Here is a 5228-nt window from a genome sequence, read left to right on the forward strand (position 1 = left end):
TCGGGTCGGCGGTCGGCAAGCGGGTCCAGCTACTCGGCGGTCATGTGACGGGCGCACGGCGCTCGCCTGGTCCGGCTGAGGGTGCTGATCATATTGTGCCGATGGCGCTGGTGAAGAGCGAACTCGAGCAAGCCGACGTGGTCCTGCTCAGCGTTCCGTTGACAGATGAAACGGCTGGCATGGTGGACGCGGAATTCCTGGCAGCCATGCGCCCGGATGCGCTGCTGATGAATCTTGGCCGTGGGCAATTGGTAGATGAGGCAGCGCTCGTCGCGGCGCTGGATGCGGGGCGCCCGGCCTTCGCCTCAATTGACGTCACCGCTGAAGAGCCTTTGCCAAGCGACAGCCCGCTCTGGCGCCATCCCAAAGTCGCGATCACACCGCACAACAGCGCCATGACCCAGGCGACCTATATTCGCGCGGACGAGACCTTTCTGGACAATCTCAAGCGCTATCTGGCCAATGAGCCGCTCAAGCACGTGGTGCCGCGCGAGACGTTTGCTGACTGAGCAGTGGAACTGCTTGGGCCGTCGGGCGTTCCGGTTGGCAGACATCTGCCACCGGAGGAATTCCCATGTCATCACTCATCCTGCGCTCCTTGCTGAGCGGCAGCGCCGCAATCATGCTCGTGGGCTGTGCGACCGCTGAACATCATGAGGCCACTGCACCCGACGCCATGACGGTCACTGGCACAAGCGGCACGCAGCTCACCGCTATCCCGCTCGAAACCTTTGACAGCGCCTGGGCGATGACGTTCCTGCCGGATGGCCGCGCACTCGTCTCAGAAAAGGATGGTGATCTCTGGCTGCTGGATACCGCGGGCAAGAAACTGGGCGAAATCGCCAACGTCCCTTCGGTCACGGCAATGGGGCAGGGAGGTCTGGGGGACATCATCGTCCACCCGGACTTCGCTGAGAACGGCACCGTCTTCATTTCCTACGTTGAACGCGATGAGACGGATGAGAGTTTGAGCGGAGCAGCCGTTGAGCGGGCAACGCTGACCCTTACCGCCACGGGCGGCACATTGGAGGGGCGCGACGTGATTTGGCGCCAGACGCCAAAAGTGAAAGGCAACGGCCATTACGGCCATCGTCTTGCCATCGCACCGGATGGTCATCTCTTCATCGCCTCAGGAGAGCGCCAGAAATTCACTCCGGCGCAAAATATGGCCATGAATCTGGGCAAGGTCGTTCGTGTCAATCAGGACGGGTCTGTTCCGGAGGACAACCCCTTCTTTGGAAACGGCGCGGTTGCGGACCAGGTATGGACGCTTGGTCATCGCAATCCGCTGGGCATTGCATTTGACGGGCAAGAGCGCCTCTGGGTGGTTGAAATGGGTCCGAAAGGCGGGGACGAGTTGAACCTGATCGTACGGTCCGAGAATTACGGTTATCCCGAAGTTTCTGAGGGCGATCATTATAGCGGCAAGCCGATCCCGACACATGAAAGCAATCCGATTTTCGAGGACCCGGCGATCGCTTGGGTCCCAGCCATCAGCCCGGCCGGTTTGGTATTCTATGATGGAGAGATGTTTGCCGATTGGCAGGGCAATGCATTCATCGGAGGGCTGTCTTCGCAAGCTTTGATCCGCGTTTCCTTCGAGACTGAGCCGACTGACAATCTCGGACAACCGCCCAAGGATGGTCAAACCGAGCCGGTTGCCAGGGAAGCCGAGCGCTATGAATGGGGAAAACGCATTCGCGAAGTCGAGCAAGGACCAGACGGCGCGCTCTATGTTCTGGAAGACAAGGAAGGTGGCCGCCTGATCAAGCTGACACCGGCCGCCGCGCAGTAAAACGATTTCAGCCGGGCCTGTGGGCCCGGCTGTATATGTTTCCGGCGTGATGATTTCTATGCGGTCGCTTTGGTCCGCAGGCTGGCCATCCGGTCGATGGCTGACTCGGCATCGCGCATGATGTCCGCCACGATCTCCGCGACGGGCTTGACCTCTCTCACGCCGCCAGCCGACTGGCCCATGGCGAAGCAGGAGGTGTCCGCATCGAGTTTGGCTTCGTCCGTAATCCCGCCGATGCCGCCAATTACGCCTGTCCGGGTAGAGTGGATGGCCTGGTGCGGGAAGGGCTGAATGTCCTGCGGGCGCGTTTCCCAGTCATTGATATAGTCATTCGTGCGGCAACGCATCGGCTTACCGGAATAGCACCGCGTGCGTGTTGTATCAGTATCGCCCGCGCCGACGACCGTGTCCTTGTACATCTGAGCGGCATGGGCCTCGGTCGAGGCGATGAATCGCGTACCCATCCAGACGCCGCAGGCTCCCAGAGCGAGCGCTGCTGCGAGGCCGCGGCCATCATAAATGCCGCCTGCCGCGATCACCGGAATGTTCACGGCTTCCACGGCTTGTGCCACCAACGGCATCGTCCCCACCAGACCGGTATGCCCGCCGCCTTCGCCGCCCTGCAGGATGACCGCATCGCAGCCAGCCTGTTCGGCCTTGATGGCATGCTTCACCGCGCCGCCAACGACCATGACTTTCACATTCGCCTTTTGCAGGCGCTCCATGATCGGCATCGGAACGCCGAGACCGGCTATGAAACTGTCGGCACCATTGTTGATGATGACATCCACGCTTTCTTCAAGGCTTTCCGGACTGGCGGCCAGCAAGTCCACGCCGAAGGGCCGGTCGGTCAGTTCGCGCACGCGCTTCATCTGGCCTTCAATGAAGTCCGGGGTCGTCCCCGCCATGCCGAGCACGCCGTATCCGCCCGCATTGCACATGGCCGCACAAACTTCGGCGTAGGACACACCGCCCATGCCCGCGAGCATGATGGGGTGTTCGGTATTCAACATTTCTGTGAGTGCGGTTTTTATGGCCATGACGGCGTCTCCCTGACTTTATGAACTCTTCTGAAAAGACCGTAATTTGCCGTCCTTGCGTCAACGCAAGGCTGTTTGACCAAGCGCCGTTCTTGGCAGGGAGTGGGGCGCTGATTGGCTCCAAACCTATCCACGTGATTCGGGCGCAAAGCGGAACCGGACCCTGTTTCAACGCGATTGGCGGGTTGAAAGACCATTCGCTTGCGAATCGGAGACGGTGATATTTAGGGGGGAAGGTGATGAAGAAGTGCCCGAATCGGCCCAAATCTGCGCCGTTCGAGCGCGAATTCGCTGTTTTGGGCGCAGTTCGCGCAAAAAGCGCTGCATCAGACCTTCAGCTGAAACCATCTTTGCGTCGTGGTCGGCAGATGTTAAACCTCTGCCCGGTCATCTTTGACCTGAAGTAGGGGAATAAAGCATGAAACAACTCCTGATTATCGGTGCCGCTGCGCTTGTGCTGGCTGCATGCGCTGCAGAAGAAACAACGGCTCCTGAAGATACGACGGCTGCTGAATCCATCGAAGAAGCTGCAGATGATGCTGCTGATGCAATGGACGAAGCTGCTGCCGATGCAGGCGACGCGCTCAGCGAAGCTGGCGACGACATTGAAGCGGCTGCGGAAGATGCAGGCGATGCAATGGACGAAGCAATGGATGACGCTGAAGAAGCTGTCGACGACGCTGCGGACGAACTTGAAGAAGAGCCAACCGAGTAATCGGTCTGGTCCTACCAGAATTGAAAAGGGCTGCCCTCGGGCAGCCCTTTTTTTGTGAGACCAGGCGGCCGATCAGAATTTCTGGTACGCGCCGTCTACCAGCAGCGTGTCGCCCGAGTGGAAGCTCGAAGCGTCAGACGCCAGATAGACGGCAATTCCGCCGAAATCCTCCGGCTTGCCCCAACGACGGATTGGAACGCGCGCAATGACCTTGCTGTTGAAAACGTCGCTGTCCTGCGCGCCATCCGTCATGTCAGTCGCGATCCAGCCCGGCAGAATGGAATTTGCGCGGATTTGATAGCGGCCATATTCGACGGCGATGGCATTCATCATGGCGATGAGTCCGCCCTTGGTATGGCCATATGCCTGATTGCGCGCTGCACCCGACAGCGCTGCGAGCGAGGCTGTTCCGATCAGGGAGCCACCTGGATCGCCAGCCTTGGCACGCTTGACCATGGATTTGGCGGCCTCGCGCAAGGTCAGGAAGGCGCCTTCCGAGTTGATTCGTTGATTGAACTGCCACGTTTCCAAAGTCATTTCATGGAAATTGGCCGCGCCGCGCCCAATCCCGGCATTGGCGATACAGGTATCGATTCGACCGTACTCTTCTTCGGTTTCGGCCATGGCCTTCACGATTTGGTCTTCCTCGGCCACGTCGACCTTCTTTGAAGACGCTTTGCCAGTTCCGAGACCTTCGAGCTTTTTGAGGGCCGCAGCGTTGTCATCTTCCTTGCGTCCCCAGATCACGACATCCGCATTGGAGGCAGCGAGCGCTTCGGCCATGCCGAGGCCAATGCCTTTGTTGCCGCCAGTGATGACGCAGACCTTTCCGGCCAAGTTGAATGGGGCGTATGTCATATTGTGTCCTCCGCGACTTTTTTGCTTGGGCAGCAGATCAAGCGGGTGACGTAGGGGCGGTCAAGCTTCGTTTGAGCTGTGAACTATATGGCGCGCGGAATCGATGATGCGACGGGTTTCGTCCCATAGCGGCAAGGTGGCCAGCCTGTCAGGACTGATCCACTCGGCATGGGCTGCGTCGTCCCCGGCTACCGGGTTTCCGGATACCCAAACCGCAGCATAGTCGAACAACAGGTAGTGACGGGTCACGTCGCCGGTCTGGCGCGAGGTGAAGATCGCGTCCACGACATCTACCAAGCCCACGAGCCGTGCGGTGATCCCGGTCTCTTCGGCGACCTCGCGCAGCGCCGCACGCGGCGCGCGCTCGCCCGCTTCGATCCGGCCGCCGGGCAGGGACCATTCGCCTTGCAAGGGTTTGGTGCCCCGCTGGATCAGAAGAACATCGTCTCCCCGAAAGCAGACCGTGCCGACCGCCGGGACCACGCTTCTGGAACTGGCGTTTGCCACGCTCAAGCTTCGCAAAGGGCGCGCAGTTTCACCAATTCGGCCTCGAGATGCTGATCCGAGCGTGCGAGCGGGTTACCCGTGCGCTGCTGGATTCGATGGATTAGCGGCATCCTCAGCAGTGGAATGACAGATGGCTCTGTCCCGACGAGCTTGGCCGCGCCCAACACATTCTTGCGCTTGAGTGCGGTCAGGATCTGATCGAATATCACGGCGCGCCGGATCGACTTCAGGCGAGCGGCATGGGCGGCGGTGACTTCCGCGTGTGGGGTCGGCTGGCGGAGCGCTTCGCCGGCCGTCTGTTCGAGCGCGTCCA

Annotated in this window: 7 protein-coding genes; 3 read left to right on the forward strand and 4 right to left on the reverse strand. The window is 60.2% G+C overall.

The features are described from left to right. Both B4F73_RS15295 and B4F73_RS15300 read left to right on the forward strand, forming a co-directional pair. A partial coding sequence (locus B4F73_RS15295; RefSeq protein ID WP_290483701.1) for an NAD(P)-dependent oxidoreductase occupies nt 1-509 on the forward strand: 509 nt, incomplete at its 5' end. Nucleotides 510-574: 65 nt separating this feature from the next. Continuing rightward, entirely contained in the window at nt 575-1795 is a 1221-nt protein-coding gene (locus B4F73_RS15300; RefSeq protein ID WP_290481045.1) for a PQQ-dependent sugar dehydrogenase, read from the forward strand. A 56-nt stretch (nt 1796-1851) separates the two neighbouring features. On the opposite strand, the gene B4F73_RS15305 is transcribed toward B4F73_RS15300, so the two are convergent. Then, entirely contained in the window at nt 1852-2835 is a 984-nt protein-coding gene (locus B4F73_RS15305; RefSeq protein WP_206992564.1) for an NAD(P)H-dependent flavin oxidoreductase, read from the reverse strand. Between the two features lie 418 nt (nt 2836-3253). Between B4F73_RS15305 and B4F73_RS15310 the strand changes: the two genes are divergently transcribed. Further along, nucleotides 3254-3550, forward strand: a complete 297-nt coding sequence (locus B4F73_RS15310) for a hypothetical protein (protein ID WP_206992565.1) — start codon at nt 3254-3256, stop codon at nt 3548-3550. Nucleotides 3551-3622: 72 nt separating this feature from the next. Here the strand turns inward: B4F73_RS15310 and B4F73_RS15315 are convergent, their stop codons facing one another. The 3 genes from B4F73_RS15315 to B4F73_RS15325 form a co-directional block, all read right to left on the reverse strand. After that, nucleotides 3623-4408, reverse strand: coding sequence for an SDR family NAD(P)-dependent oxidoreductase (locus B4F73_RS15315; RefSeq protein ID WP_206992566.1), 786 nt, complete (start codon nt 4406-4408; stop codon nt 3623-3625). A 60-nt stretch (nt 4409-4468) separates the two neighbouring features. Further along, nucleotides 4469-4915, reverse strand: a complete 447-nt coding sequence (locus tag B4F73_RS15320) for an NUDIX hydrolase (RefSeq protein WP_290479048.1) — start codon at nt 4913-4915, stop codon at nt 4469-4471. Nucleotides 4916-4917: 2 nt separating this feature from the next. Then, nucleotides 4918-5228 (reverse strand): hypothetical protein (locus B4F73_RS15325; protein ID WP_290483702.1); only part of this gene is annotated, 311 nt, incomplete at its 5' end.

The sequence above is a fragment of the Hyphomonas sp. UBA3601 genome (assembly GCF_002375605.1).
Classification (GTDB): domain Bacteria; phylum Pseudomonadota; class Alphaproteobacteria; order Caulobacterales; family Hyphomonadaceae; genus Hyphomonas.

Coding starts and splice junctions, on each gene's coding strand:
- B4F73_RS15300 (WP_290481045.1), top strand. CDS start 575: ATGTCATCACTCATCCTGCGCTCCTTGCTGAGCGGCAGCGCCGCAATC.
- B4F73_RS15305 (WP_206992564.1), bottom strand. CDS start 2,835: ATGGCCATAAAAACCGCACTCACAGAAATGTTGAATACCGAACACCCC.
- B4F73_RS15310 (WP_206992565.1), top strand. CDS start 3,254: ATGAAACAACTCCTGATTATCGGTGCCGCTGCGCTTGTGCTGGCTGCA.
- B4F73_RS15315 (WP_206992566.1), bottom strand. CDS start 4,408: ATGACATACGCCCCATTCAACTTGGCCGGAAAGGTCTGCGTCATCACT.